Below are 25,016 nucleotides of genomic sequence, written 5' to 3'. Positions count from 1 at the left end.
GGTTCAGCCGTCCCGCTTGGTGGTCCAGCGGAAGGTGGTCAGGCAGAGCACCAGGCCGATCACGCACCAGGCGCCGAGGACCAGGGCGACGCGGCCCAGCTCGAACGAGCCGCCGGGCTCCTGGCCGCCGAAGCTCTCCGGCAGGAAGACCGAGCGCAGCCCCTGGCACATCCACTTGAGCGGGAAGAGCGCGGCCACCTGCTGCATCCAGCTCGGCAGCTCGGTGAAGACGAAGAACACCCCGGAGATGAACTGGAGCACCAGCGCGACCGGGGTGACCACGGCGGAGCCGCTGCGCGCGGTGCGGGCCAGCGAGGAGATGGCGATGCCGCACAGCGTGCAGGCCGTCACCCCGAGCAGGGAGACCCAGCCGAAGGTGAGCCACCGCCCGGAGCTGCCCGGCAGGTCCAGGTCGAAGAACGCCACCGAGACGGCGAGCAGCAGCAGCGTCTCCGCGACGCCGATCGCCACCACCATGAGCACCTTGCCGGCGAAGTAGACCCACTTCGGCATCGGCGTGCCCCGGTAGCGCTTCAACACCCCGCGGTCCCGCTCGATCGGGATCCAGATGCCGAGGTTCTGGAAGCTCACCGTCATCAGGCCGGTGGCGATCATGCCGGTGATGAAGTACTGCGTGTAGCTGACCCCGGAGGCGATCTCGTCGCTGAAGATCGCCGCGAAGATCAGGATCATGATGACCGGGAAGCCCATCGTGAACACGACGGACTCCCGGCTGCGCAGGAACTGGGTGATCTCCAGCCGGCCCTGCCGCAGCCCGAGAGCGACCGGACCGGGCCGCCGGCCCGGGCTGGCGGCGACCGGAGCCGCCGGCTTCGTGGTGGTGGTCATCGGTGTCCGATCATCGTGAGATAGATGTCTTCCAGGGTCGGCCGGGTCACGGTCAGCCCGGGCACCTCGCCGCCGTGGCGCGCGGCCAGCTCCGCCACCAGCGCCGTCGGCGTCGCGCTCTGCGCGCTCTGCACCGCGCCCTCCGGGGTACGCCAGGAGACGGTCGCCAGCGCCTCCTGGCGGTTGCCGAGCTGGTCCGGCGCGGCCACCTCGACCAGCCGGCCACCGGCGATCACGCCGACCCGGTCGGCCAGCGCCTCCGCCTCGTCCAGGTAGTGGGTGGTGAGCACGATGGTGGTGCCGGCGGCGGCCAGATCGCGGATCAGCTCCCAGAACTCCCGGCGCGCCTCCGGGTCGAAGCCGGTGGTCGGCTCGTCCAGGAAGAGCAGCTCGGGTCGGCCGACGATGCCCAGCGCCACGTCGAGGCGGCGCTTCTGCCCGCCGGAGAGGGTGTGCGTACGGGCCCGGGCCTTGGCCGCCAGCCCGACGCGTTCGATCACCTTGTCCGGGTCGTCGGCGTCGGGATAGAAGCCGGCGAAGTGCCGGACCACCTCGGCGACGGTCAGCTCGTCGAACTCGCCGGTGCCCTGGAGCACGATGCCCACCCGGGACCGCCAGTCGGCAGCCGGCGCCGCCGGATCGCTGCCCAGCACGGTGACCTCGCCGGTGTCCCGGCGGCGATAGCCCTCCAGGATCTCCACCGTGGTGGTCTTGCCCGCGCCGTTCGGGCCGAGCAGGGCGAACACCTCACCGCGACGGACGTCGAGGTCCAGGCCGGCCACCGCGACGTTGTCGCCGTACGCCTTGCGCAGCCCTCGCACCGAGATCGCGAGCTCGTCATCCATGGGTCAAGTGTGCGGCCTGGCGACGGCGGTGGGCTGGGCGGGGTGTGGTGGTCGCCGCCATGTCGCGCCCTTCGCGCCCGGACGTCCCCTCCATGGACCTGTGTGGTTTTCCACAGCCCAGGTGACTGAACGGTAACTTAGACTCCGGCCATGGACGAGAAGGCCCTCCCTGGGCGGCTGCCGGAGCGCGACCGCCCCTGGGTGATGCGCACCTACGCCGGGCACAGCTCGGCCGCCGCGACCAACGCCCTCTTCCGTCGCAATCTCGCCAAGGGGCAGACCGGGCTGTCGGTCGCCTTCGATCTGCCCACCCAGACCGGGTACGACCCGGACCACGAGCTGGCCGCCGGCGAGGTGGGCCGGGTCGGTGTGCCGGTCGCCCACCTCGGCGACATGCGGGCCCTCTTCGACGGCATCCCGCTCGGCGAGATGAACACCTCGATGACCATCAACGCGCCGGCGATGTGGCTGCTCGCCCTCTATGCCACGGTCGGCCAGGAACAGGGCGCCGAGCCGACCCGCTTCGCCGGGACGACCCAGAACGACATCATCAAGGAGTACCTGTCCCGGGGGACACACATCTTCCCGCCGGCGGCGTCGCTGCGGCTGACCGCCGACGTCATCGCGTACACGCTGCGCGAGATGCCGCGGTGGAACCCGGTCAACATCTGCTCGTACCACCTGCAGGAGGCGGGCGCGACCCCGGTGCAGGAGGTCGGCTTCGCGCTGGCCACCGCGGTCGCCGTGCTCGACACGGTCCGCGACTCCGGCCAGGTGCCCGCCGAGCGGATGGGCGAGGTGGTGCAGCGGATCTCGTTCTTCGTCAACGCCGGGGTGCGCTTCGTCGAGGAGATCGCCAAGATGCGCGCCTTCGGCGCGCTCTGGGACGAGATCACCCGGGACCGGTACGGCGTGACCGAGTCCAAGCAGCGCCGGTTCCGCTACGGGGTGCAGGTCAACTCGCTGGGGCTGACCGAGGCCCAGCCGGAGAACAACATCCAGCGCATCGTGCTGGAGATGCTCGGGGTCACCCTCTCCCGTGACGCCCGGGCCCGCGCGGTGCAGCTGCCCGCCTGGAACGAGGCGCTCGGCCTGCCCCGGCCCTGGGACCAGCAGTGGTCGCTGCGGATGCAGCAGGTGCTCGCGTACGAGTCGGACCTGCTCGAATACCCCGACCTCTTCGCCGGCTCACACGTGATGACCGCCCTGGTGGACGAGATCGTCACCGGGGCCCGGACCGAGCTGGACGCGGTGCTGGAGATGGGTGGCGTGGTCGCCGCGGTGGAGACCGGCTACCTGAAGAGCGCGTTGGTCGCCTCGCTGGCCGACCGGCGGCGCCGGATGGAGGCCGGCTCGGACGTGGTGGTCGGGGTCAACCGGTTCACCGAGACCGAGGAGTCACCGCTGACCGCGGCCGGCGCGGAGGCGGTCGAGCAGGTGGACCCGGCGGTGGAGGCCGCCGCCTCGGCCGGCGTACGCCGGTGGCGGGCCGAGCGGGACGGCGCCGCGGTCGACGCGGCGCTGGCGCGGCTCCGCGCCGACGCGGCGACCAGCGCGAACCTGATGTCGGCGACGCTGGAATGTGTACGGGCCGGGGTGACCACCGGCGAGTGGGCGGGTGCGCTCCGCCAGGTCTTCGGTGAGTACCGGGCGCCGACCGGGCTGACCGGGGGTGCCGGCGCCGGCGCCGACGCGGGGCTCGCCGACGTGCGGGACCGGGTCACCGCCACCGCCCGGGAGCTGGGCAGCGGCCGGCTGCGGTTGCTGGTCGGCAAGCCCGGCCTGGACGGGCACTCCAACGGCGCCGAGCAGATCGCGGTGCGGGCTCGGGACGCCGGCTTCGAGGTGGTCTATCAGGGCATCCGGCTGACCGCCGGGCAGATCGTCGCGGCCGCCGTCGAGGAGGACGTCGACCTGGTCGGGCTCTCCGTGCTCTCCGGTTCGCACCTGGCGGCGGTGCCGGCGGTGCTGGACGGGCTGCGCGCCGCCGGCCGGAGCGACCTGCCGGTGGTGGTCGGCGGCATCATCCCGGCCGGGGACGCCGACCAGCTCCGCGCCGCCGGCGTGGCCCGGGTCTTCACCCCGAAGGACTTCGCCCTCACCGGCATCATCGACGAGCTGGTCACGGTGATCCGGGAGGCCAACGGCCTGGCCTGAACCGACCGGGACCGTCTGCGGCGGCCGGGGTCAGCGCTCGTCGTAGGTCATGCAGTCGGCGAGGTCGTTGTCCGGGCCGACCCGGATCGCCGGAGCCTGGCACTCCAACTGCGCGTTGTGCCGGCAGTCGGCCCGCTGGCAGGCCCCGACCTGAGCGATCAGGTCGGCCACACCCGCGCGCACCGGCAGCTCCACGAAGGTGTGGCAGTGCGCGTGGTCGGCGCTGCCGATGGTGATGGCGAAGGCGTGGCAGTCGCCGGTCTGGTTGTACGCGCACGCCGCGACGACACACTCCTCGACGCGGGGCATCTGCATCGCTGTGGTCATGCCGGCCTCCTCGGGCTTTTGCCTAGATTTTAGGCTTTTGCCAGGCCGGCTGGTTGCGGATCGCCCGCCCCGCGGGGCCAGCCGATCGCCGTCACCGCAGCGGGTCGGCGAGCACCTCGGAGAGCGGCGCCGGTTGCAGCCCGCGTTCGGCCAGGCCGGCCAGGATGTGCGGCAGCGCCTCGTCGGTCATCGGCGCGTTCGCCTCGGTGACGTGCATGATGATCACCGAACCGGGACGCGCCTGCGACAGGACCGCCCGGACGAGTGGCCGCCACGAGGTCGCGAACGGGTCGCCGCTCACCACATCGCCGTCCACCACGGTGACGCCGAGCGGTGCCAGGGCGGTCAGTGCGACGCGGTCGTGGCAGAGGCCGGGGAAGCGGAAGTACCGGGTCTGCCGGCCTCCGTACGGCGCGATCACGTCGAACGTCCGGGCCACGTCGGCGGTCATCTCCCGCTCCCGGATCCGGGGCAGTTGGTAGCAGTCCGGGGTGAAGGCCAGGTGTCCGTAGGTGTGGTTGGCCAGCTCGAAGCGCGGGTTGCCGGCCAGCCGCCGGGTCACCTGCGGGTACTGCTCGACCCATTTGCCGGTGAGAAAGAACGTCGCGGGCACCTGCTCCCGCTCCAGCCGGTCGATGATCGCCAGGTTCGCGTACGACCGCACCGCGCCGTTGCGCAGTTGCCGCCGCATCGCGTCGGTCATGTCCGCGTCGAAGGTGAGTGCCACCTTGTTGCCGGTACGCGGCCCGTGGTCGACCACGGGTGGCCGGGTGCCGGGCCGGGTCGCGCCGGGCGGCGCTACGGAGCTCGCCCCGGCCGCCGGCGGCGAGGCGGTGCCCGGCTCGGGTGACGCCGGCGTACCCCGGCCGTCGGCCTCCGCTGTACCGGTCGCGTCCGGGATGTCCGCCGGATCACCCGGGCCGGGTGCGCCGTGTTCGGCCCGGTCGGCGCCGGGCAGTCGGGCCAGGCTGGCGTTCACCGGCTCGTGGCGGGGGAGTGGGCCGGTCAGCAGGGCCGCCACGCCGGCCAGGGCGGCCAGCGTCGCGGTGAGCGGAACGCGGATGTTCTTCACGGGCACCGGGAGATGATCGCAGCGCCGCCCGTCCCGTGGTGCCCCCGATGTCCGCTCCGGCCCCGATCCGCCCCGGGTTCGATGAATGTCGGGGTGTCCGGTCCGCCGGGATACGCCGGCCTCCGTGAACCAGAGCCGATCGAGGAAGCCTGCTCTGGCCGAGATCCGCAGGCGACATGTGGGGTGGCTGTCCGGTTCCGCACGGCGGGTTGCGGTGCGCTCCGGTGTGGCCTGGGCGGATTGCGCCCGTCTGCGGTGTGACCGGGGGCATCCGGGGGCCGGAATGATGGGTGGCCGGGCGTCGTTGAATATCCGCGACGGCCGAGGTAGCAGCCCCGTCAGCCGGTCGGCGGCGAGGGCGTGGCCCCCGGAATGATGGCGGGCGCGGGGTCGTTACATCTGGTCCCGGCCGGCGGGCCCGGCCCCCCCGGAATGATGGCGGGCCGCCGGTCGTTACATCTGGACCCGGCACCGCGAGGCGCCGGAGCCCCCCTGGCTGATGAGCCCCTGACGTGTGGCCCGGCCTTGAAGACTTTCCCCCCTGATTCAAGAGCGCCCTGTCGAGGTGCTTTACACCCGCGCGCACGTCGCCGACCCCTATCGGCTGTGGGTGTCTACCCCCGAATTGGAGCTTTCCTGATGAACACGATCATGCGTAAGAGTGTTATCGGTCTTGCTGGTCTGGCGTTCGCCGGTGGTGTGATCGGTGGTCCGATCGCGGCGCACAACGCGCAGCCGGTCGACGGCAAGCCTGTTGCGGTGTTGCAGGTCGACAAGCCGGGTGTGGACACCGGCAAGCTGATCCCGCACGGCGTGCAGGGCGAGCAGTCGCGTATCGACCTGAACGACGAGCAGGTCGCGAATGTCAAGGCGATCATCGCGGCGACGAAGAAGTCGGGTCTGGACGAGCGGGCCGCGGTCATCTCGATCGCCACGAGCCTGCAGGAGTCGAAGCTGGAGAACCTGGGCCACCTCGGCGACATGAACGACCATGACTCGCTGGGTCTGTTCCAGCAGCGCCCGTCCAGTGGTTGGGGTACGCCGGAGCAGATCACGGATCCCGTCTACTCGACGATGGCGTTCCAGAAGGGTCTGAAGCAGGTCGACGGGTGGCAGGACATGCCGCTGACCGAGGCCGCGCAGACGGTGCAGGTGTCGGCTTACCCGGACGCCTACGCCCAGTGGGAGCAGCAGGCCGCTGACCTGGTCGCCCAGTACTGGAACAGCTGACACAGCACGATCTGACCGCTGGCCGGCACCCGGAGACGGGTGCCGGCCAGCGGCGTCTCCGCGTGTCGCGGCCGACCGAGCGCCGGAGTCGCGGCGGCCGTCAGAGTCAGACGCGGAAGCCGGCAGCCCGGGCCGCCTGCCGTTCCCGGCGACGGTCGGCGCGGCGGCGCCGGAACCAGAAGACGAAGACCACCAGTCCGGCCAGGAAGAGCAGCACCAGCACCGGCAGCAGGATCGCGACGACCGACATCAGCGCGCTGGTCGCGTCCTCGGCGGTGCTGGCCACCGGGGCGCCGACCCCGGCGGTGGTCGCGTTGATGACCGGCCGGGCTGCCGACTTGAGCAGGTGCACGCCGAAGGCGATGAGCACGCCGGTCGCCACCGGCACCCACTGGTGCGAGGAGAAGAAGCTGCCCGGGTCGCTCACCGTGACCGTCTCCGCGGTCGAGCCCGCGCCGAAGGCCAGGCCTCCCGCGGTCGGCCGGACCACGGTCTGCACCACGTCGTTGACGTGGTCGACCACCGGCACCTTGTCGGCGACCACCTCGACGGCGAGCAGCACCGCCAGGATGGCGATGACCCAGCCGTTCCCGAGCCAGGACCAGCCGCCCGGCAGGTCGACCAGATCGGTGTACCGGGCGAGCAGACCCATGATGAGCAGCGGGATGTAGGCGTTCAGTCCCGCCGAGGCGGCGAGGCCGGTTCCGGTGAGGAGTTCGAGCACGGTCTCAGCATCCCATCGGCGCGCCAGTGCCGCTCGGTGGCGATCGCCGGCCCCTCCGCTACCCTCGTCGGGTGCGGTTGGTCATTGCGAAGTGCTCGGTGGACTATGTCGGACGACTCTCGGCGCACCTGCCGCCGGCGACCCGGTTGCTCATGGTGAAGGCCGACGGGTCGGTCTCCATTCACGCCGACGACCGTGCGTACAAGCCGCTCAACTGGATGAGTCCGCCCTGCCGGCTGGAAGAGGCGCCGGGAGTGTGGCGGGTGGTCAACAAGGCCGGCGAGGAGCTGCGGATCACCCTTGAGGAGATCTTCCAGGACACCTCGTACGAGCTGGGCATCGACCCGGGGCTGCGCAAGGACGGCGTGGAGGCGCACCTCCAGGAGTTGCTGGCCGCCAACCCGGGCACGCTGGGCGAGGGGTTCACGCTGGTCCGTCGGGAGTACATGACCGCGATCGGCCCGGTGGACCTGCTCTGCCGGGACGCCGACTCCCGGGCGGTCGCCGTCGAGGTGAAGCGGCGCGGCGAGATCGACGGGGTGGAGCAGCTCACCCGCTACCTCGAACTGATGAACCGTGATCCGCTGCTGGCCCCGGTCACCGGGGTCTTCGCCGCGCAGGAGATCAAGCCCCAGGCGCGGGTGCTCGCCACCGACCGGGGGATCCGCTGCGTGGTCGTCGACTACGACAAGCTGCGCGGCATCGAGCGCGACGAGCTGACGCTGTTCTGATCGGCGGTCCGGCGCTCACCTGCCGTACATCACCTTGATTGCCTTGACGAGTCGGGCCACGTCGGCCGGGGTGCGTTCGAAGGTCATCGAGGGCAGCAGCGAACGGGCCCGCCGCCGGGTGATCGCCTTGGCCCGGCCGAACTCGCGCAGCCCGTCCTCGCCGTGGATCCGGCCGAAGCCCGAGTCGCCCACCCCGCCGAACGGCAGCGTGGACATTCCGGCGAAGGTGAGGGTCGAGTTGACCGAGGCCATCCCCGAGCGCAGCCGCCGGGCGATCGCCACCGCCTGCCGCCGGCCGAAGACCGAGCCGCCCAGGCCGTACGGCAGGGCGTTGGCCTTGGCGACGGCCTCGTCGGCGTCGCGGACCCGGTTGATGGTCAGCGTCGGGCCGAACGTCTCCTCCCGGACCGCAGCCGAATCCTCCGGAACGTCGACGAGCACCGTCGGCCGTACGTAGGGCGGCTGCACCGCGTCCGCGCCGCCCAGCACCGCCCGCCCGCCCCGGGCCAGCGCGTCGTCGATGTGCCGGCGGATCACGGCGAGCTGGTCGGGCATCGTGATCGGGCCGAGGTCGGCGCCGTCCGGGCCGACGGTCAGCCGGCCGGCGCGGGCGACCACCTTCTCGACGAAGGCGTCGAAGACCGGCTCGACCGCGTAGACCCGCTCGATGCCGATGCAGGTCTGCCCGGCGTTGGTCAACCCGCCCCAGACGCAGGCCTCGGCGGCGGCGTCCAGGTCGGCGTCCGCGTCGACGATCATGGCGTCCTTGCCGCCCGCCTCGAGCAGCACCGGCGTCAGCGACTCGGCGCAGGCGGCCATCACCTTCTTCGCGGTGGCCGTGGAGCCGGTGAAGGCCACCTTGCCGACCCCGGAGCGACAGAGCGCCGCCCCGACGTCGCCGAGACCGTGCACCGCGACGAGGACCGGCTGCTCCGGCACCACCTCGGCAAAGCTGTCCACCAGCCACTGGCCGACGGCGGGCGTGTACTCGCTGGGTTTGAAGACCACCGCGTTGCCGGCCGCCAGCGCGTAGGCGGTGGAGCCGATCGGGGTGAAGACCGGATAGTTCCACGGGCCGATCACTCCGACCACACCGTGCGGCTGGTATTCCAGGTGGCCGGAGAACTCGGCGAGGATCAGCCGGGAGCGGACCCGACGCGGGCCGAGCACCCGGCGGGCGTTGCGGGCGGCCCAGTCGATGTGCTCGATCGCGGTGACTATCTCGACGATGGCGTCGGCGACCGGCTTGCCACCCTCGACGTGCACCAGCTCGGCGAGCTGCTCGATCCGCTGGGCGAGCAGGGCCCGCCAGCGCAGCAGCCGCGTCCGGCGGCCGGCGAAGCCGAGCCCGGCCCACCACTGGCCGGCGACGCGGGCCCGCTCGACCGTCGCCGCCACCTCCGCGGCGGTGGCGACCGGGAACCGCCCGGCCTCGGCGCCGGTGGCCGGGCTGGTGGAGACCAGCGTGCCGTCGGAGATGACCGGGGCGCCCGGGACATGCACAGCCGTCATGGCGGAAGTCTAGACCCGAAGATTACTCGCTGGTAGGGAGACGAACGGCCGAAATGTGGCATCCCGCGGCGCGTCCGACAGGCGCTGGGCCACCGCGGCGACAGGATGGAGGTGACCAGCCCGGCCGCCCGAATCGGGGAACGGAAGGTGTCCGGCCGGCGACGCGGAGGTGGCCGCGCGGCGGTGGATGGCGACTACCGTCTGATGGCAGGCTGACGCGCGGAGTGACGGTGCCGGGTGGAGGGCTGAGGGGTCCATGGAGGAGCGTTCCGAACTGTTGCCGTTGCTGACGGTCGCCGGCGGCCCGATGCGCGGGGCGAGCTTCCGGCTGGGCCTCCATCCACAGGTGATCGGCCGGGCCCCGACGGTCGACGTGGTCGTCCACGACCCGCATCTGAGCCGGCGGCACGCCGAGGTCTGGCTGGCGCCCGACGGCGCCTCACTGCGCGACCTCGACTCGACCAACGGCACCTGGCTGAACGACCAGCGGATCAACGAGGTAACCCGGCTCGCCGACGGCGACGTGATCCGCCTCGGCCGCACCGAGCTGCGCTTCTTCGACCCGGGTGTGGCGCGTACCGACCCGGTCGGGATCAGCTTCGGCCCGCCCCGCCGGGACCACCGGCCCACGTTGCCGCTGCCGCTGGCGACGCCGCCGACCAGGCTGCGCTGAGCTGGGCACCGACCCGGCCGGCCGCCACACCAGGGGCCGCCGCAAGGTGGGGACGAGCCACATGGACCGGCCTGCGGCGAGCTGGCAGCATGCGCCCGATGGAGACCGAGCAGCGGATCGTCACGGCGAACGGCATCACCCAGGCGGTACGGGTGGCCGGGCCGCCGGACGGCGTGCCGGTGCTGCTGGTGCACGGCAACTGCTCGTCGGCCGCCTTCTGGGAGCCGCTGGTACGGCGGCTGCCGCACACGCTCCGGGTGGTCGCTCCCGACCTGCGCGGCTACGGCGACACGCAGACCGCCCCGGTGGACGCCACCCGGGGCCTGCGCGACTTCGCCGACGACGTCGCCGCCCTGCTCGACGAACCGGGCCTCTTCGCCGCCGGCGCCCGCCCGGTGGTGGTCGGGCACTCACTCGGCGGTGGGGTGGCGATGCAGCTGCTCGTCGACCACCCGCACCGGGTGGCCGGGCTGCTGCTCGCCGCTCCGGTCTCCCCGTACGGTTTCGGCGGCACCCGCGACGTGGCCGGCACCCCGACCACGCCGGACTTCGCCGGTACCGGGGCGGGCACCGCGAACCCCGACTTCGTCGCCCGGCTGGCCGCCCAGGACCGCGGCGACGACGCCCAGGCCAGCCCCCGCAACGTGCTGCGGGCCACCTACGTCGCGGACCCGGCCTCGCTCGGTGCGGACGAGGAGTTGCTGCTGGACACCGTGCTGTCCACGGCGACCGGGGACGACAACTACCCCGGCACCGCGGTCGCCTCGGCGAACTGGCCGGGCACCGCGCCCGGTGAGCGCGGGGTGCTCAACGCTCTCGCGCCGACGTACTTCCGGGTCGCCGACGAGCTGGTCGAGGTCGCCGGGAAGCCGCCGGTCACCTGGGTACGCGGCGACTCTGACGTGATCGTCTCGGACACCTCGCTCTTCGACCTGGCCTACCTCGGCTCGCTGGGCGTGCTGCCCGCTTGGCCCGGCGAGGCCCAGTGCCCGCCACAGCCGATGATCGGCCAGACCCGGGCGGTGCTCGACCGGTACGCGGCCGCCGGTGGCGCGTACCGCGAGGTGGTGCTCCCGGGCTGTGGGCACAGCCCGCACCTGGAGCGGCCCGCCGAGTTCGTGGCCGAGCTGCTGGCGCTGACCGCCGTCCCGGCCGTCTGACCGCCCCCGGACCCGGGCCGCCCGAGCGCACCCGAAGCCGGGCGGCCCGACCCCGGAGCGGCCGTGGCCGGGTGGCGTGGTCGGGCGCGGGCGCAGTGGGTGAAATATGCCACGGCGTCTCGACAACCGAGCGTCACGTGGCAGACTCGCGCGCATAACCTTAGCGGCCGTTCATGTGGCCGTGCGGAGCCTTTGGGGAGGCCGGTCGTGGCGCGCGAGTTCAACACCGTCGGTGTGGTGGGACTGGGCACCATGGGTGCCGGCATCGTCGAGGTCTTCGCCCGCAACGGCATCGACGTCGTCGCCGTGGAGATCTCCGAGCCGGCCGTGGAGCGCGGCCGGGTCACCCTGACCGGCTCCACCGACCGGGCGGTCGCCAAGGGCAAACTCGACCCGGCGGACCGCGACGCGCTGCTCAGCCGGGTGCACTTCGCGGTCGGGCTGGACGCCCTGCACTCGGTCGACCTGGTGATCGAGGCGGTGCCCGAGCACCTCGACCTGAAGCAGCGGGTCTTCGCCGAGCTGGACCGGGTCTGCAAGCCCGAGGCGATCCTGGCCACCAACACCTCCTCGTTGAGCGTCACCGAGATCTCCGTCGCCACGCACCGGCCCAACCAGGTCATCGGCATCCACTTCTTCAACCCGGCGCCGGTGATGAAGCTGGTCGAGGTGGTCCGGACCGTGGTCACCTCGGCCGAGGTGGTCGCCGACGTGGAGGCGCTCTGCGCCCGGCTCGGCAAGGTCGACGTCACCATCAACGACCGCGCCGGCTTCATCGCCAACGCGCTGCTCTTCGGCTATCTCAACCACGCGGTCGGCATGTTCGAGTCGCACTACGCCAGCCGGGAGGACATCGACGCCGCGATGAAGCTCGGCTGCGGCCTGCCGATGGGCCCGCTGGCGCTGATGGACCTGATCGGCCTGGACACCGCCTACGAGATCCTGGACACCATGTACCGGCGCGGCGGGCGGGACCGCCGGCACGCACCGGTGCCGCTGATCAAGCAGATGGTCACCGCCGGGCTGCTCGGCCGTAAGTCCGGCCGGGGCTTCTACACCTACGAGCGGCCCGGCTCCCCGGTGGTCGTGCCGGACGAGGCGACGCCGGTCGCCACCGGGGCCGCGCTCGCCGACGGCGCCCGCGCCATCGGGAAGGTGGGTGTGGTCGGCTCCGGAACGATGGCCACCGGCATCATCGAGGTCTTCGCCAAGGCCGGCTACGAGGTGGTCTCGGTGACCCGGGGCGCGGAGAAGTCCGGGCGGGTCTGTGAGGCGGTGAAGACCTCCCTCAACAAGGGTGTGGTGCGCGGCAAGCTCAGCGAGGACGACCGGGACGCCGCGCTCGGCCGGATCACCTGGTCGGCGACGCTCGACCACCTCGCCGACGTCGACCTGGTGGTCGAGGCGGTGGTCGAGGAGTTGAGCGTGAAGAAGGCGCTCTTCGTCAGCCTGGACGAGATCTGCAAGCCGGGTGTCGTGCTCGCCACCACCACCTCCTCGCTGCCGGTGATCGACGTGGCGATGGCCACCCAGCGGCCGGCCGACGTGGTCGGGCTGCACTTCTTCAACCCGGCCCCGATCATGCCGCTGGTCGAGGTGGTGCGGACCATCCGTACCTCGCCGGAGGCCACCGCCACCGCCCGCGCGGTCTGCGCCGCGCTCGGCAAGACCGCGGTGGTCTGCGGGGACCGCTCCGGGTTCATCGTCAACGCGCTGCTCTTCCCCTACCTGAACGACGCGGTGAAGATGCTGGAGGCGAGCTACTCGACCGCGGACGACATCGACCACGCGATGAAGCTCGGCTGCGGCTACCCGATGGGCCCGTTCGAGCTGCTGGACGTGGTCGGCCTGGACGTCTCGCTGGCCATCCAGCGGGAGCTCTACCTGGAGCTGCGCGAGCCCGGCTTCGCCCCCGCGCCGCTGCTGGAGCACCTGGTCACCGCCGGTTACCTGGGCCGCAAGACCGGCCGGGGCTTCCGGGACCACACCCACCGCTGACCGGTGTCAACCGCCGGCACCGATCGGGGGCTCCGGGTGGCCGACGACCTTGGCGAGCCGGCCACCTGGCAGTGACCGTAACCTTGGCTACGTGAGTCCTCGTCGCAACCGTCCCCGCCGGGACGACGCCGCCCACCTGGACGCCGACCGGGCCCGCCAGGGCGTCGAGTCGGTCCAGCAGTGGCGCGACGGCGAGTGGCAGGTACGCGGGATCAGCGGCGGTGCGTCGATCAAGACGTACCGCTGCCCCGGCTGTGAGCAGGAGATCCGTCCCGGGGTGGCCCACCTGGTCGCCTGGCCGGCGGACGGTCGGGGTGACCTGACCGACCGCCGGCACTGGCACAGCGGCTGCTGGCGGGCCCGCGACCGGCGCGGCCCGGCGATCCAGCGCGGCCGTAGCGCCCCGCGCTACGGCTGAGCGATCTGGATCACCCTGTTCGGTCCCCGGACGGGCGGCAGCGGCGACTTCGCGACAGACTTGAGCGGTGAGCACACCGATCCGCGCGTCGTCCATCCTGCCCGGGCACCGGGAGGACATCGAGCTGCACACCGCAGACGGGCTCCGGCTCGTCGGCGAGCTGGCCCGCCCGGTCGACCGGGCGCCGGTGGCCACCCTGGTCTGCCTGCACCCGCTGCCCACCCACGGCGGGATGATGGACAGCCACGTCTTCCGCAAGGCGGCCTGGCGGCTGCCCGCGCTGGCCGACCTCGCGGTGCTCCGGTTGAACACCCGGGGCACCAGCAGCATGCGTGGGACCAGCGAGGGCGCCTTCGACAACGCGGTCGGCGAGCGCTACGACGTTGCCGCCGCGATCGAGTACGCCGAGTTCCACGAGCTGCCGAACATCTGGCTGCTCGGCTGGTCGTTCGGCACCGATCTGGCCCTGAAGTACGGCTGTGACCCGGCCATCTCCGGCGCGATCCTGCTCTCGCCGCCGCTGCGCTACTCCGCTCCCGAGGACCTGACGAGCTGGGCGAACTCCGGTCGGCCGCTGGTGGCGCTGGTGCCCGAGTTCGACGACTACCTGCGCCCGGACGAGGCCCGGAAGCGGTTCGCGGCGGTGCCGCAGGCCGAGGTGGTGGGCGTGCCGGGGGCGAAGCACCTCTGGGTCGGTGACGCCGAGCGGGTGCTCGACGAGGTGGTCCGCCGGGTGAACCCGGCCGCCTCGGTGCCCCTGCCCACCACCTGGGACGGCCCGATGGAGACCGGCGACGTCAGCGCGTACGCGGACCGGACGGTCGCGTCGTTCGCGGACCGGCCGGTGCCCGGCCCGCCGCAGGCGCAGGCCGGCTGACCGCGTCACCGCGACTGCTGCCGGGGCAGCACCACCTCGCGCAGGATGAGCTGGATGGCGGCCACCGTGGGAATGGCGATGAGCGCGCCCACCACGCCGATCAGCGCCACCCCGAGCAGCGCCGCGAGCAGAGCGGCCACCTCGTTGACCTCGACCGAGCGGCGCATCACCTTCGGGTAGATGAGGTAGTTCTCCACCTGCTGGTAGATCAGGAAGAAGACCACGCAGGCGATGCCGGCCGGGAGGTCGGTGGCGAAGCCGACCAGGCTCACGATCACCGCGCCGAGGGTGGCACCGATCTGCGGGATCAGGTCGGTCACCGCGACCACCACGGCCAGCGCGATCGGGTACGCCAACCCGACGATCAACGCGAAGATGAACGTGCTCACGCCGGCCAGCACCGCGATGCTCAGCGCGCCGACCATGTAGGCGCCGACCTTGGCCAGGATCTCGTCACCGATCAGCTGCACCCGCTCCCGCCGGGACTGCGGCACCAGGGCGTAGCCCAGGGACCGCAGCCGGTTGAAGTAGGCCAGGAAGTAGATGGTCAGCACCAGCACGGTCAGGATCCGGAAGATGGTGCCGAAGATCAGTTGCGCCCCGCCGAGCACCCCACCGAGGGCCCGGCTCAGGGTGTCCGCGTTCACCGCCCCCTGCACCCGCTGCACCAGGTCGTACCGCTCGACCAGGTCGTTGACCGTCTCGCTGCGGCGCAGGTCCTCGACGTAGCTCGGGAGTTGCTCGACGAACTGACCGGACTGGGTGACGATCGGCGGCACCAGCGCCACCACCCCGCCGCAGAGCAGCAGCACCACGGCGGTGGTGACCAGCGCGACGGCCAGCCCGTGCGGCAGGCCCCAGGAGCGCAGCCGGGCCACCGCCGGGTAGAGGCCGACCGCGAGGAAGAGCGCGATCACCACCAGGACCAGGATGCCGGCGGCGTTGCGCACGCCGAGATAGAGGGTGTACGCCAGCAGCACGCCGAGCGCCCCGGTGAAGCCGACCAGGAAGCTGCTGCGGCGCAGGGGCCGCCCGGGTGGCCCGAACCGGCCCGAACCGGTGGCCGGTGGCGGGTCGAGCGGATCGTCCGCCGACGCGCCGGCGGGGGCCGTCGCCACCGGGTGCGGTGGGCCCTGGGTGCGGGGGTCGGGGGTGTGCCGACGCGTCCCGGCCGGCTCCGCGTCAGCGGGGTCCGGCGAGCCAGGGTGCTCCGGGCCCGGTCCGTCGGTCGTCGGCCCGTCCTGCGTCACCACGTCCTCCGGCGAGTCCGGCGGCCTGGCCGCCCCATCCCGTCCAGCCGGCCCACGCCGGCCTTCCGGCCCTGCCCGGGAGACTACTGGCCGCCCGCCCAGCCGGCCGACCCGCTTCCGCCTCGCAGCACGTCGAACCTGGAGTTCGGGGGCACCCGGATGTCACCTTGGGCGTGATACCGCTGAGGCATCAATATGACTCAGCGGTATCACGCTCGGAGACAACGAAGCTTCCCTTGCCGGAGCGGGGCGCCCGCGGTCAGTCCTTCTCGACGGTGACGGTGCTGGGCTTGGCGGCGCGCTCGTCGGTGGTCGGCTTGCTGGGCCGCTTGCCGTTCTCGCCGGTACTGGTGATCTTCGTGGGGGTGGCGCCCCGACCGCCCTCGCCGGGCACCGCGGCCACCGTCGGCTCGCCGTCCACGGCCGCGCCGGCGGCGCCGTCGTCCACCGTGGTCACCGGCTCCGCCACCGGCCGGGCCTTCGACTCGCCGGACCCCTCCGGTGCCGGTTCGCCCTCGGCGGTGGCCGGCTCTGCCGTCACGCCAGCGGTGCTGGCGCCGCCGCCGGGCTGCGCCGTCGTGGCGCCCGGCTGGGCCGTGCCGTCGGTGGACTGAGCCGTCGCCCCGACCGGCTGGGCCTTGCTGTCGGGGGACTTCGCCGTCGCTCCGACCGGCTGGCCGGCGCTCGGCTCCGCCTTCGGGTCGCCCGGTCGGGTGCCGGCCGGCTTGGCCGTCGGGTCGGCGCTCTTACCCCGCGCGGGTTCGACCGGCCGGGCCGCCACGGCCGGTCCGGCGGCCGACGCGGGGCCGACGGTCCCCGCCGGGGCCGGTGAGGTCGGTCCGTCGGTGCCGCCCCGCCCGCTGGCAGCCTGCATCCGCACCTCGGTGAGCTGCCGCTGGACGTCGTCGAACTCCTGCCGGGACTTCCAGGTCTCCTGCCGCAGGTCGGCGAGCTGCTGCTGGGCCTGGGCGATCTCCAGCATCACCTGGGCGAGCTGCTGCCGCCCGGCCGCGGCCTCCTGCTGGGTCGCGGCGAGGTGCTGCTGGGTGGTGGCCAGGTGCTGCTGGGTCGTCGCCGCGTACTCCTCGAACTGCCGCCGGGACGTGGCGACGTGCTCGTCGGCCGTGCGGCGCTTCTCGGCCGACTCCGTCTCGGCCTGGCGCAGCAGCTCGGTGGACTGCTCCTCGGCCTGCTGCCGCAGGGTGGCGGCATCCCGCTCGGCGGTCTGCCGGATCTGGTCCGCGCCCTGCTCGATCTCGTTCTTGCGGGCCGTGTACTCGGCCTCCAGCTGGTCCCGCCGGGAGGTGAAGCTGGACTCCAGCTCCTGCTTCCGGCTGGCGTAACCCGTTTCCAGCTCCTTCTGCCGGCCGGTGAAGCCGGTCTCCAGCTCCTGCTGACGGGCGGTGTACTTCTTCTCCAACTCGTCGCGGCGCTTGGCGAACTCCTGCTCGGCGGCGGCGCGGCGCTGAGCCAGCTCGCGGTCGGCGGCCTCCCGGCGGGAGTTCACCTCCTGCTCCACCCCGGCCCGCCAGGCACCCAGCTCCTGCTGGGTCTGCGCCCGCGCCTGCTGCACGTACGCCTCGGTCTCGGTGCGCATCCGCTGGACGTACGCCTCGGTCTCGGTGCGGTTGCGCTTGGCCGACTCGGCCGCCTGAGTGGTGAGCCGCTCCGCTTCCTGCTGAGCCTTGGCCCGGGTGGCCCGGCCGGCCATCGACGCGTCGTCGATGATCTGCTTGGCCTCCCGCTGCGCCTTGGCGTGGGTGGCCCGCCCAGCCTCGGTCGCCTGGTCGACGAGTCGCTTGGCTTCCTGCTGGGCGTTGGCGTGCACCTCCTTGGCGGCGTCGCGCAGCTGGGTCGCCTCCTGCTGCGCCTTGGCCAGCGCCTCCCGGGCGGCCTCGCGCAGCTTCGTGGACTCCTGCTGCGCCCGGGTGTGGATCTCCTTGGCGGTCTCCCGCAGCTGGGTGGCCTCCTGCTGGGCCCGGGCCAACTCGTCCTGCGCGGTCCGGCGCAGCTTCGCGGCCTCCTCCTTGGCCGACCGCAGCGTGGCCTCCGACTCGGCCCGGCGGGCGGCGCTCTGCCGCTCCTCCTCCGCGCGTCGGGCGGCGAGGGCGATCTCGAAGTCCTTCAGCGCCTTCGCGGCCTGCTCGCGAGCATCCTCGATGATGTGCTCGGCGGCGGCCCGGCGAGACTCGATCTCCTGGTTGGCGGCGCTGACGATCTCGTCGGCCTGCTCCTCGGCCATCGTGAGGATCTGCTCGACCCGGGGGCCGAGGTGCCGGAACGAAGCGCGGTCCACCACCCCGATCTGCTTGCGCACCTGGGCGAGATCCCGCTGGAGCACCTCGACCTGGCCGGCCAGCTTGTGGATCTGTGTGTACGCCTGTTCCCGTTCCGCCGCGAGGGTCGTGATCTCGTGCTCCGCGCGGGCGACGTAGCGGTCGACCTGCTTCTTCTCGTATCCCCGCAGAGCGGACTCGAAGCTGGGCTCCGTTGCCACGTCCCCGCCGAGTGCGAACAGTTCCTCGCCGTGCGACATGCCCCCATCCTCACACGCATCGCCCTCTGCTGGGGCGATACGGACGCCCCTCTTGGGAGCTACTTCACTCCGGTCGCGCCGACGGCTACGGACGGTCGGGAAACGCGTACAGCGCGGGGCGGCACCGGTCGCCCGGTGCCGCCCCGCGCCGTGTCATGCCCCGGCCTGGCGATGGGTCAGCTGGCCGTCTCCGCAGCCACCTTGCCGCCGTCGGCCTTGTCGCCCTCCGGCTTGGCGGCCGCGGCGGTGGCGGCCTGCGCGGGCGGCACGCCCGGGACGATGCCGGCGAGCCCGGAGAGCATCTGACCGAGCTGCGAGGTGACCGCATCCTTCTGCCGGGTGAGGTCCTCGACCTCGCGGCGGGCCGCCTGCGTGGTCAGCTCCGCCTCGGTGCGCGCCTCGTTGAGCAGGCGCTGCGACTCGCTCTTCGCCTCATTGAGGGTCTTCTCCGACAGTGCCTTGGCCTTCTCCACCGTCTCGGCGGCGGTGCGCTCCGACTCGACCCGGCGGGCCTCGGCGCGCTGCTCGATCTCCTTCGCCCGCTCCTGGGCGGCCCGGGCCCGCTGCTCGGCCTCGCTGACCAGCTTCTGGGTCTGCGCCACCTGCGCGGCGTGCCGCTCGGACTCCTCGCGCTCGGCCTTCTCGCGGCGCTCGGCGAGCTGCAGCTCCAGGGCCTGGAGGTCCTTGTCGCGCTTGTCGCGGGCGTCGGTGAGCAGCTTCGTCGCCTCGGCGCGCTTCTCCTCGGCCTCGCGAGCGGCCTTGGCCCGCTGCTGGGTGATCTCACGCTCGGCGGTGGCCCGGAGGGTGGCCACCTCCCGCTCGACGGTGGACTTCAGCTCGGCCACCTCGTGCGCGGTGACCGTACGTAGCTGCTTGGTCTCACGGTCGGCGTCGGCGCGCAGCGTGTCGGCCTCCCGTCGGGCCTGGACCCGGACCTCGGCCGCCTCCCGCTCGGCGGCGGTGCGCAGGTTGCCCGCCTCCCGCTCGGCGGTGGCCTTCATCGCGGCGGCCTCGGCGCGGGCCTTGTCGGTGATCTCACGCGCCTCGAGGCGGGCGGCGGAGAGGATGCCCTCCGACTCGCGCTTCGCCTCGTTGCGGTGGTCGTTGGCCTGCTCCTCGGCCAGCCGGAGGATCTGCTCGACGCGGGTGCCGAGGCCGGAGAGGGTCGGCCGGCTGTTCTCCTCGAGCTGCTTGTTGGTCTCGGCGAGCTTCTGCTCCAGCGCGCTCATGCGCTGCTCGGCCTGGCGGAGCCGACGCTGTGCGTCGTTCATCCGCTGTTCGGCCTCGGCACGGGCCTGCTCGGACTGGGTCAGCGCGGCGGTCAGCCGACCGATGAAGTCATCGACCTGCCCGACGTTGTAGCCGCGCAGGCCAACGGTGAAGTCGGGTTGCGAGTTCGCGTTATCGAAGAACGCGAGAGGGGAGGACTGCTGCTGGGGCATTGGGACATACTGGCAGACGCCCCAGGGTGCTTCGCAAGAGCGGTGCGCAGCTTTCGGGTCCTCTTTACATGGTCAACTTCGTCGGGTCGGTTCGCCGGACCAAACGCCGATCTTGGCAGCTCCCGGCGCAGGCCGGATCGTGCCGAGTGCGGCACGAAAAAGGGCCGCGAGAGCAGCTCGCGGCCCTTTGTCCGGCTCCGGTGGAGATCACTCGAATGGGTCTTCGCCGACCGGTGCGAAAGGCAATCGGGTTCACCGGATTGGTCATCCGGCGCTCCTCCGGACGGCCCGTCCGGCACCGGCCGCGTGACCACGCCCGGCTGTCCAGCCCGGACGTTCGTCGCCGCCGGGACGGTCGGCGGTCAGTGACCGCGGAACCGGTTGATCGCCGTCTCGTGCCGGGCCCGCAGCTCCGGGTCGCGTACCCCCAGGCCGTCGCGCGGCGCGAGGCAGCGGACGCCCACCTTGCCCTGGTGGGCGTTGCGGTGCACCTCGTACGCGGCCTGACCGGTCTGCTCCAGCGGATACGTCCGGGACACCGTCGGGTGCACCTTGCCCAGCGCCACCAGCCGGTTGGCCTGCCACGCCTCGTGGTAGTTGGCGAAGTGGCTGCCGACGATCCGCTTCAGGTGCATCCAGAGGTAGCGGTTGTCGTACTGGTGCTGGTAGCCGCTGGTGGAGGCGCAGGTGACGATGGTGCCGCCGCGCCGGGCGACGTAGACGCTCGCGCCGAAGGTCTCCCGCCCGGGGTGCTCGAAGACGATGTCCGGGTCCTCGCCGCCGGTCAGCTCGCGGATCCGTTCACCGAAGCGTCGCCACTCGTCCTGATCCTGGGTCTGCTCGTCGGACCAGAAGCGGAACCCCTCGGCCGCCCGGTCGATGACCAGCTCGGCGCCCATCTGCCGGCACAGCTCGGCCTTCTCCGGCGAGGAGACCACACAGACCGGGATGGCCCCGCCGTTCAGGGCCATCTGGGTGGCGTAGCCGCCCAGCCCACCGGAGGCGCCCCAGATCAGCACCACGTCGCCCTGCTTCATGTTCGCCCCGTGGTGCGACACGAGCTGCCGGTACGCGGTCGAGTTGACCAACCCGGGACTGGCCGCTTCCTCCCAGCTGAGGTGCCGCGGCTTCGGCATCAGCTGGTTGGCCTTGACCACGGCCAGTTCGGCGAGGCCGCCGAAGTTGGTCTCGAAGCCCCAGATCCGCTGCTGCGGGTCGAGCATCGTGTCGTCGTGCCCGGCCGCGTCCTCCAGCTCCACCGAGAGGCAGTGCGCGACGACCTCGTCGCCGGCCTGCCATCGGGTAACCCCGGGGCCGGTACGCAGCACCACGCCGGCCGCGTCCGAGCCGACCACGTGGTACGGCAGGTCGTGCCGGCGGGTCAGCTCGGAGACCCGGCCGTAACGCTGGAGGAACTTGAAGGTGGGCAGCGGCTCGAAGATGCTGGTCCAGACGGTGTTGTAGTTGATCGCGCTGGCCATCACCGCGACCAGCGCCTCGCCCGGGCCGAGTTCCGGCGTCGGGACCTCCTGGACGTGCAGCGCCTTGCGCGGGTCCTTGTCCCGGGTCGCCATCCCGTCGAACATCCGGGCCTCCTCGGCGCGCACGACCACGCCCCGGTAGCTCTCCGGCACCGGCAGGTCGGCGAGCCGGGCGAGTTCGCGGTCGGGGTCGCTCGAATCGTCCGCCGCCATGATCGCTTCGAGGATGTCCTGCACGGTGACCTCCCGTTCGTCGGCACCCGCGCATACGGGTCTGGGTGCTGCCATCGTCGGCGCCGGTGCGACCGGCCGCCATGTCGGCAACCGACACATCGGGCGCCGGTCGGGCTCCTGTGGCGCGGACGTTACTGAACGGTAGCTAGGGCGGGAAGCCCTCTGTGAAAAACTGCATCGGCCGATGCGTGAAGGTGCCCGGGTGAACGTTGAACCGCGCACCGACGTGCGCACCGGCCGATGTCTCAGTGCCCGGCGGCCGGCTCGACCAACTCGACCAGGACACCGCCGGCGTCCTTCGGGTGCACGAAGTTGATCCGGGAGTTCGCGGTGCCGCGCCGTGGCGTCTCGTAGAGCAGCCGCATCCCGCGCTCGCGCAACGCCGCGCAGGCCGCGTCGATGTCCACGACGGTGTACGCGACCTGCTGCACGCCGGGGCCGTTGCGGTCCAGGAACTTCGCGATGGTGCTCTCCGGGGTGAGCGGGGCGAGCAGTTGCAGGCAACCGCCGTCGGTGCTCGGGCCGACGGCCAGCATCGCCTCCCGGACGCCCTGTTCGGTGTTCGTCTCGGTGTGCACGCAGCGCATGCCGAACGTCCGCTGGTAGAAGTCGATCGCGGCGTCCAGGTCGGCCACGGCGATGCCGACGTGGTCGATTCGGCGCAACCCGATGTCTGTGACGTGTTCCGCAGCGGGCTCGGCGGGGGAGTTCTCGGTCATGGCGTTAGTCTGGCCGAACAATCGTTAAGGCGTACAGGTCGGCACCCCCCTCGGAGGCAGGTATGGCTTCGGTGATCGTCAGCGGCGCACGGACCCCGATGGGGCGGCTGCTGGGCAACCTCAAGGACCTCCCGGCCACGAAGCTCGGCGGCATCGCCATCAAGGCGGCGCTGGAGCGGGCCGGTGTCAGCCCCGACCAGGTGCAGTACGTGATCATGGGACAGGTGCTGCAGGCCGGCGCCGGCCAGATCCCGGCCCGCCAGGCGGCCGTCGAGGCGGGCGTGCCGATGTCCGTGCCGGCGTTGACCATCAACAAGGTCTGCCTCTCCGGCCTGGACGCGATCGCCCTCGCCGACCAGTTGATCCGGGCCGGCGAGTTCGACATCGTCGTGGCCGGCGGCATGGAGTCGATGACCAACGCTCCGCACCTGCTGCTCGGCCAGCGCGCCGGCTACAAGTACGGCGACGTGGTGATCAAGGACCACATGGCGCTGGACGGGCTCACCGACGCCTGGGACTGCTGCTCGATGGGCGAGTCCACCGAGCGGCTCGGCGCGAAGCACGGCATCAGCCGCGAGGAGCAGGACGCCTTCGCCGCGGCCAGCCACCAGCGCGCCGCCGCCGCGCAGAAGAACGGCCACTTCGCCGACGAGATCACTCCGGTGGTCATCCCGCAGCGCAAGGGCGACCCGCTGGTGATCAGCGAGGACGAGGGGATCCGGCCGGACACCACCGCCGAGTCGCTGGCCAAGCTTCGTCCGGCTTTCACCAAGGACGGCACCATCACCGCCGGCAGCTCCTCGCCGATCTCGGACGGCGCCGCCGCCGTGGTGGTGATGAGCAAGGCCAAGGCGAAGGAGTTGGGGCTGACCTGGCTGGCCGAGGTCGGCGCGCACGGCAACGTCGCGGGCCCCGACAACTCCCTGCACTCGCAGCCGTCGAACGCGATCCTGCACGCCCTGCGCAAGGCCGGGCTGGGCGTCGCCGACCTCGACCTCATCGAGATCAACGAGGCGTTCGCCCAGGTCGGCATCCAGTCCACCCGGGAGCTGGGGATCAGCCCGGAGAAGGTCAACGTCAACGGTGGGGCCATCGCGCTGGGCCACCCGATCGGCATGTCGGGCGCGCGGCTGGTGCTCACCCTCGCGCTGGAGCTCAAGCGCCGCGGCGGCGGCACCGGCGCGGCCGCGCTCTGCGGCGGCGGCGGGCAGGGCGACGCGCTGGTCATCCACGTTCCGGCAGCCGGCGAGTGAGCGAAGTCGTGGCGAACGCCCCGGTTGCGGCCACCGGCTCGGTGCGGCGTAGCCGGGACGTACCCATGCTGGTCGAGCGGGCGCGCGCGGGGGATCCCCGCGCGGTGGCCCGGCTGATCACCCTGGTGGAGAACGGCGACGAGGTGCTGCGCGACGTCGCCGCGGCGCTGGCGCCGTACGCCGGTCAGGCCCAGGTGGTCGGGCTGACCGGCTCACCCGGAGTGGGCAAGTCCACGACCACCAACGAGCTGGTCCGGGCGCTGCGGGCGCGCGGGCACCGGGTCGGCGTGCTGGCGGTCGACCCGTCCAGCCCGTTCACCGGCGGCGCGATCCTCGGCGACCGGGTACGGATGCAGGACCACGCCACCGACCCGGGCGTCTACATCCGCTCGATGTCCAGCCGGGGCCACCTCGGCGGGCTGGCCGCGACCACCCCGCAGGCGGTGCGGGTGCTGGAGGGCGCCGGCTGCGACGTGGTGCTGGTGGAGACCGTCGGCGTCGGGCAGGCCGAGGTCGAGGTGGCCTCGCTGGCCGACACCACGCTGGTGCTGCTCGCCCCGGGCATGGGCGACGCCATCCAGGCGGTCAAGGCCGGCATCCTGGAGATCGCGGACGTCTTCGTGATCAACAAGGCCGACCGGGACGGCGCCGACGCCACCGTCCGCGACATCCAGGGCATGATCGCCCTGGGCGAGCGCGCCCCGGGGCAGTGGCGGCCGCAGGTGGTGCGGTCGGTCGCCGCCCGCGGCGAGGGGATCGACGACATCGCCGCGGCCATCGACAAGCACCGCGGTTGGCTGGTCGAGCACGGCGAGCTGCGCCGCCGCCAGGAGGCACGGGCCGCCGCCGAGATCGAGGCGATCGCGCTCGGCGTGCTCCGCGACCGGATCGGCTCGCTACGCGACGGTACGGAGCTGCCGTCGCTCGCCGCCAAGGTGGCGGAGGGGGCGATCGACCCGTACGCGGCGGCCGACGAGTTGCTCGCCCAGCTCGGCGCCTGACCGGTCCACTGCGGACCCGCCCGCCTAGTACGCTCGCACCGCGCCACGGACCCGTGGGGCGGTGCGACGGTTTTGGGGAGACCATGGCTGACGAGGCGACGCAGGAGCTGTCGGTGACGCCGCAGGCGGTGGCGGGCGGCACGACGTCCGTCTCCGACGAGGTGGTGGAGAAGATCGCGGTCGCTGCCGCCCGGTCGGTGCCCGGGGTGACCGAGCTGGGTGGCGACGTGGCCCGGTTCTTCAACGCGGTCCTCGACAAGGTCGGTCTGGACCAGGTCGGCGACGCCCGGCGCGGCTGCTCGGCACACGTCACCAACGGCGCCGCAGTGATCAACCTGGTCATCGTGATCGAGGCAGGTCGGACGGTGCCCGAGGTGACCGAGGCGGTCCGGGTGGCGGTGACCGCGGCGGTCGAGGCGTACGGGCTGCGGGTGGACGAGGTCAACCTGCGGGTCGACGACGTGGCGCTGGGTGGCCCGGCCGCGCCGACGGCCTGATCAGGTTACCCGTCGGTACCAGCTTACTTA

At 72.4% G+C, this 25,016-nt stretch carries 22 protein-coding genes; 11 read left to right on the top strand and 11 right to left on the bottom strand.

Annotated elements, in window-relative coordinates; genetic code table 11:
* Nucleotides 1-3: 3 nt before the first annotated feature.
* Nucleotides 4-849: an ABC transporter permease gene (locus tag ACIP9D_RS14615; RefSeq protein WP_350871834.1), complete on the bottom strand. Its 846-nt coding sequence runs from the start codon at nt 847-849 to the stop codon at nt 4-6.
* Nucleotides 846-1,694, bottom strand: a complete 849-nt coding sequence (locus ACIP9D_RS14610; protein ID WP_350871836.1) for an ABC transporter ATP-binding protein — start codon at nt 1,692-1,694, stop codon at nt 846-848. The genes ACIP9D_RS14615 and ACIP9D_RS14610 overlap by 4 nt, the downstream gene beginning before the upstream one ends.
* A 150-nt stretch (nt 1,695-1,844) precedes the next feature.
* Between ACIP9D_RS14610 and ACIP9D_RS14605 the strand changes: the two genes are divergently transcribed.
* Nucleotides 1,845-3,851 carry a protein meaA gene (locus ACIP9D_RS14605; protein WP_350871838.1) on the top strand — a complete coding sequence of 669 codons (2,007 nt, stop codon included), beginning with the start codon at nt 1,845-1,847 and terminating at the stop codon, nt 3,849-3,851.
* A gap of 30 nt (nt 3,852-3,881) precedes the next feature.
* On the opposite strand, the gene ACIP9D_RS14600 is transcribed toward ACIP9D_RS14605, so the two are convergent.
* Both ACIP9D_RS14600 and ACIP9D_RS14595 read right to left on the bottom strand, forming a co-directional pair.
* Nucleotides 3,882-4,178 (bottom strand): DUF1540 domain-containing protein, encoded by a 297-nt coding sequence (locus tag ACIP9D_RS14600; RefSeq protein ID WP_350871840.1) that lies wholly within the window; start codon nt 4,176-4,178, stop codon nt 3,882-3,884.
* A 91-nt stretch (nt 4,179-4,269) separates the two neighbouring features.
* Entirely contained in the window at nt 4,270-5,256 is a 987-nt protein-coding gene (locus tag ACIP9D_RS14595) for a polysaccharide deacetylase family protein (RefSeq protein ID WP_350871841.1), read from the bottom strand.
* 633 nt (nt 5,257-5,889) lie between these two features.
* Between ACIP9D_RS14595 and ACIP9D_RS14590 the strand changes: the two genes are divergently transcribed.
* Nucleotides 5,890-6,480, top strand: a complete 591-nt coding sequence (locus ACIP9D_RS14590) for a hypothetical protein (RefSeq protein WP_350871843.1) — start codon at nt 5,890-5,892, stop codon at nt 6,478-6,480.
* Nucleotides 6,481-6,586: 106 nt separating this feature from the next.
* On the opposite strand, the gene ACIP9D_RS14585 is transcribed toward ACIP9D_RS14590, so the two are convergent.
* Nucleotides 6,587-7,204: a DUF4126 domain-containing protein gene (locus tag ACIP9D_RS14585; RefSeq protein ID WP_350871844.1), complete on the bottom strand. Its 618-nt coding sequence runs from the start codon at nt 7,202-7,204 to the stop codon at nt 6,587-6,589.
* Nucleotides 7,205-7,275: 71 nt separating this feature from the next.
* Here ACIP9D_RS14585 and nucS point away from each other — a divergent pair, with 71 nt between their 5' ends.
* Entirely contained in the window at nt 7,276-7,935 is a 660-nt protein-coding gene (gene nucS / locus ACIP9D_RS14580) for an endonuclease NucS (protein WP_350871845.1), read from the top strand.
* 15 nt (nt 7,936-7,950) lie between these two features.
* Here nucS and ACIP9D_RS14575 read toward each other — a convergent pair whose 3' ends face one another.
* Nucleotides 7,951-9,447 (bottom strand): aldehyde dehydrogenase family protein, encoded by a 1,497-nt coding sequence (locus ACIP9D_RS14575; RefSeq protein ID WP_350871847.1) that lies wholly within the window; start codon nt 9,445-9,447, stop codon nt 7,951-7,953.
* 256 nt (nt 9,448-9,703) lie between these two features.
* On the opposite strand from ACIP9D_RS14575, the gene ACIP9D_RS14570 reads away from it, so the two are divergent.
* The 5 genes from ACIP9D_RS14570 to ACIP9D_RS14550 all read left to right on the top strand — a co-directional run bounded on the left by ACIP9D_RS14570 (nt 9,704) and on the right by ACIP9D_RS14550 (nt 14,573).
* The gene (locus tag ACIP9D_RS14570; protein WP_350871849.1) at nt 9,704-10,120 is read left to right on the top strand and encodes an FHA domain-containing protein; all 417 of its coding nucleotides are present in this window, start codon (nt 9,704-9,706) and stop codon (nt 10,118-10,120) included.
* A gap of 89 nt (nt 10,121-10,209) precedes the next feature.
* Nucleotides 10,210-11,280 carry an alpha/beta fold hydrolase gene (locus tag ACIP9D_RS14565; RefSeq protein WP_400449980.1) on the top strand — a complete coding sequence of 357 codons (1,071 nt, stop codon included), beginning with the start codon at nt 10,210-10,212 and terminating at the stop codon, nt 11,278-11,280.
* A gap of 207 nt (nt 11,281-11,487) precedes the next feature.
* Nucleotides 11,488-13,278 carry a 3-hydroxybutyryl-CoA dehydrogenase gene (locus ACIP9D_RS14560; protein ID WP_350871852.1) on the top strand — a complete coding sequence of 597 codons (1,791 nt, stop codon included), beginning with the start codon at nt 11,488-11,490 and terminating at the stop codon, nt 13,276-13,278.
* Nucleotides 13,279-13,369: 91 nt separating this feature from the next.
* Nucleotides 13,370-13,696 carry a hypothetical protein gene (locus tag ACIP9D_RS14555; RefSeq protein WP_350871854.1) on the top strand — a complete coding sequence of 109 codons (327 nt, stop codon included), beginning with the start codon at nt 13,370-13,372 and terminating at the stop codon, nt 13,694-13,696.
* Nucleotides 13,697-13,763: 67 nt separating this feature from the next.
* Entirely contained in the window at nt 13,764-14,573 is an 810-nt protein-coding gene (locus ACIP9D_RS14550; RefSeq protein ID WP_350871856.1) for an alpha/beta hydrolase, read from the top strand.
* Between the two features lie 5 nt (nt 14,574-14,578).
* Here the strand turns inward: ACIP9D_RS14550 and ACIP9D_RS14545 are convergent, their stop codons facing one another.
* The 5 genes from ACIP9D_RS14545 to mce form a co-directional block, all read right to left on the bottom strand.
* Entirely contained in the window at nt 14,579-15,691 is a 1,113-nt protein-coding gene (locus tag ACIP9D_RS14545) for an AI-2E family transporter (protein ID WP_350872152.1), read from the bottom strand.
* A 391-nt stretch (nt 15,692-16,082) separates the two neighbouring features.
* Nucleotides 16,083-18,359, bottom strand: a complete 2,277-nt coding sequence (locus ACIP9D_RS14540) for a hypothetical protein (protein WP_350871858.1) — start codon at nt 18,357-18,359, stop codon at nt 16,083-16,085.
* 176 nt (nt 18,360-18,535) lie between these two features.
* A complete protein-coding gene (locus ACIP9D_RS14535; protein WP_350871860.1) occupies nt 18,536-19,801 on the bottom strand; it encodes a cell division protein DivIVA in 1,266 nt (421 codons plus the stop codon).
* A 362-nt stretch (nt 19,802-20,163) separates the two neighbouring features.
* On the bottom strand, nt 20,164-21,519 hold the full coding sequence (ccrA, locus tag ACIP9D_RS14530) for a crotonyl-CoA carboxylase/reductase (RefSeq protein WP_350871862.1): 1,356 nt from the start codon (nt 21,517-21,519) through the stop codon (nt 20,164-20,166).
* 242 nt (nt 21,520-21,761) lie between these two features.
* Nucleotides 21,762-22,235, bottom strand: coding sequence for a methylmalonyl-CoA epimerase (mce, locus tag ACIP9D_RS14525; protein ID WP_350871864.1), 474 nt, complete (start codon nt 22,233-22,235; stop codon nt 21,762-21,764).
* A gap of 62 nt (nt 22,236-22,297) precedes the next feature.
* On the opposite strand from mce, the gene ACIP9D_RS14520 reads away from it, so the two are divergent.
* The 3 genes from ACIP9D_RS14520 (at nt 22,298) to ACIP9D_RS14510 (ending at nt 24,986) form a co-directional block, all read left to right on the top strand.
* Nucleotides 22,298-23,488 (top strand): acetyl-CoA C-acetyltransferase, encoded by a 1,191-nt coding sequence (locus ACIP9D_RS14520; protein WP_350871866.1) that lies wholly within the window; start codon nt 22,298-22,300, stop codon nt 23,486-23,488.
* A 65-nt stretch (nt 23,489-23,553) separates the two neighbouring features.
* Nucleotides 23,554-24,489 (top strand): methylmalonyl Co-A mutase-associated GTPase MeaB, encoded by a 936-nt coding sequence (gene meaB, locus ACIP9D_RS14515; RefSeq protein WP_350872154.1) that lies wholly within the window; start codon nt 23,554-23,556, stop codon nt 24,487-24,489.
* A gap of 83 nt (nt 24,490-24,572) precedes the next feature.
* Nucleotides 24,573-24,986: an Asp23/Gls24 family envelope stress response protein gene (locus tag ACIP9D_RS14510; RefSeq protein ID WP_350871868.1), complete on the top strand. Its 414-nt coding sequence runs from the start codon at nt 24,573-24,575 to the stop codon at nt 24,984-24,986.
* Nucleotides 24,987-25,016: the final 30 nt, after the last annotated feature.

It is taken from the genome of Micromonospora sp. NPDC093243 (assembly GCF_044753725.1).
In the GTDB taxonomy this organism is placed as follows: Bacteria; Actinomycetota; Actinomycetes; order Mycobacteriales; family Micromonosporaceae; genus Micromonospora.
This window is presented reverse-complemented; position numbering and strand designations above follow the sequence as displayed.

Coding starts and splice junctions, on each gene's coding strand:
- ACIP9D_RS14615 (WP_350871834.1), bottom strand. CDS start 849: ATGACCACCACCACGAAGCCGGCGGCTCCGGTCGCCGCCAGCCCGGGC.
- ACIP9D_RS14610 (WP_350871836.1), bottom strand. CDS start 1,694: ATGGATGACGAGCTCGCGATCTCGGTGCGAGGGCTGCGCAAGGCGTAC.
- ACIP9D_RS14605 (WP_350871838.1), top strand. CDS start 1,845: ATGGACGAGAAGGCCCTCCCTGGGCGGCTGCCGGAGCGCGACCGCCCC.
- ACIP9D_RS14600 (WP_350871840.1), bottom strand. CDS start 4,178: ATGACCACAGCGATGCAGATGCCCCGCGTCGAGGAGTGTGTCGTCGCG.
- ACIP9D_RS14590 (WP_350871843.1), top strand. CDS start 5,890: ATGAACACGATCATGCGTAAGAGTGTTATCGGTCTTGCTGGTCTGGCG.
- ACIP9D_RS14575 (WP_350871847.1), bottom strand. CDS start 9,447: ATGACGGCTGTGCATGTCCCGGGCGCCCCGGTCATCTCCGACGGCACG.
- ACIP9D_RS14570 (WP_350871849.1), top strand. CDS start 9,704: ATGGAGGAGCGTTCCGAACTGTTGCCGTTGCTGACGGTCGCCGGCGGC.
- ACIP9D_RS14565 (WP_400449980.1), top strand. CDS start 10,210: ATGCGCCCGATGGAGACCGAGCAGCGGATCGTCACGGCGAACGGCATC.
- ACIP9D_RS14540 (WP_350871858.1), bottom strand. CDS start 18,359: ATGTCGCACGGCGAGGAACTGTTCGCACTCGGCGGGGACGTGGCAACG.
- ACIP9D_RS14535 (WP_350871860.1), bottom strand. CDS start 19,801: ATGCCCCAGCAGCAGTCCTCCCCTCTCGCGTTCTTCGATAACGCGAAC.
- mce (WP_350871864.1), bottom strand. CDS start 22,235: ATGACCGAGAACTCCCCCGCCGAGCCCGCTGCGGAACACGTCACAGAC.
- ACIP9D_RS14520 (WP_350871866.1), top strand. CDS start 22,298: ATGGCTTCGGTGATCGTCAGCGGCGCACGGACCCCGATGGGGCGGCTG.
- meaB (WP_350872154.1), top strand. CDS start 23,554: ATGCTGGTCGAGCGGGCGCGCGCGGGGGATCCCCGCGCGGTGGCCCGG.
- ACIP9D_RS14510 (WP_350871868.1), top strand. CDS start 24,573: ATGGCTGACGAGGCGACGCAGGAGCTGTCGGTGACGCCGCAGGCGGTG.